The organism is Gordonibacter sp. (assembly GCF_036667095.1).
Classification (GTDB): domain Bacteria; phylum Actinomycetota; class Coriobacteriia; order Coriobacteriales; family Eggerthellaceae; genus Gordonibacter.
On the sequence record NZ_JAVWUP010000365.1, the window covers coordinates 1 to 1471 of the forward strand.

Consider the following 1471-nt stretch of genomic DNA (forward strand, 5'->3'; position numbering starts at 1 on the left):
CGCTTCATCAGCGGCTTTTGGGAGCGTCCATCCACGCTGAACATGGTGTTGAAGATTTCCTTCACCATAACGGGGTAATCGTTGAACATGGAGTCCCACTGCTCCATCACGTGGGGCCACTTGCTGAAGGTCTTAAGATCCTGAATGACGAAGGAGTCTTCCATCTTGATTTTGTAGGATGCCAAGCCCTCCTCGGAGACATCGCCCTTGTCGATGGCGACGACGGCAGCCTCGGCGGCCATACGGCCGCTGGCCACGGCGAAGTCCATGCCGCGCACCTGGTAGCCCATGTTCATGCACAGACCCGCCGTCTCGCCGGCGACGAGGCAGCCATCGAACACGTACTTCGGCACCATGTCGTAACCGCCCTCGGGCACCATATGGCCGGAGTGCTCCACGAGCTTCGCGCCGCAGAGGATAGGTGCCACGGCCGGATGCTGCTTGAAGTCTTCGAGCATCTGGTAGACCGGATAGGGGTTCGAAGCGTCAGCCGCCGTGGAGATGGTGGCTACGAGGCCGAGCGATATGGAGTCCCTGTTCGTATACAAAAAGCCGCCGCCCACGCTGCCGTGCGTGCAGTCGCCCACGAACAGCATCGCCGCACCCTCGCCCTCGGGGCATAGGAACCGGTCCTCGATGCGTTCGGCCGGCAGCTCGAAGACCTGCTTGATGCCGACAGCCATCTGGGAGGCCTTAGGGCGGGGGTTGCCCAGGCACTTTTCGGCGAGCAGCGTGTTCACGCCCTCGGCCAGGATCGTCACCTCAGCGGTGATCTCGTCCTCGGCGGCGCGCACGCCGCAGACCTTGCCGGTTTCGTCCTTCAGCAGTTCCTCCACGGCAATGCCGCAGATATACTCGGCGCCGGCATCCTCAGCCTTGCTGGCCAGCCACTGGTCGAACGGGGCGCGCAGAACCGCGTAGGAATCCTTGCCTTCCTCCGCCAGTTCATCACTCGTAAAGTCGATGGTCATGTTTGAGCGTGCGCCCAGCATGGAGATACGCTCGTGGGTGATCTTGCGTTCTAGGGGCGCCTCGTGCTCGAAGTCAGGGAAGACTTTCTTGAGCGAGTGCGAGTAGATGCGCCCGCCGGTCATATTCTTGGCACCGGCAAAGTTGCCGCGCTCCACCACAAGCACGCTCTTGCCAGCCGACGCGGCCGTGTAGGCCGCCACGGCACCGGCGCACCCCGAACCCACGACGATGACGTCAAAATCGCTTTCAGACACCTTTTATCCTTTCTCATCTAAGAAGAGGGGCGGTGATCGCAGCCCCTTCCTGTCGTACTTTTAGAGTGCCGCACACAAGGCGGGCAGGACGGTCTTCACGTCGCCCACCAAGCCGTAATCGCATTGCTTGAAGATAGGCGCGTTCTTGTCTTTGTTGACAGCAAAGATCGTCTGAGCACGATTTATGCCCACCATGTGCTGCATCTGCCCAGAGATGCCAACACCGATGTACACCTTCGGCGACA

The 1471-nt window shown here is 60.7% G+C and carries 2 protein-coding genes; both read right to left on the reverse strand.

Annotated elements, in window-relative coordinates; genetic code table 11:
* Window positions 1-1226, reverse strand: a 1226-nt coding sequence (locus RR842_RS14645) for an FAD-dependent oxidoreductase (protein WP_332730305.1), incomplete at its 3' end; no start/stop codon positions are given.
* 60 nt (window positions 1227-1286) lie between these two features.
* Window positions 1287-1471: FAD-binding protein (locus tag RR842_RS14650; RefSeq protein WP_332730306.1), on the reverse strand; the 185-nt coding region annotated here is incomplete at its 5' end.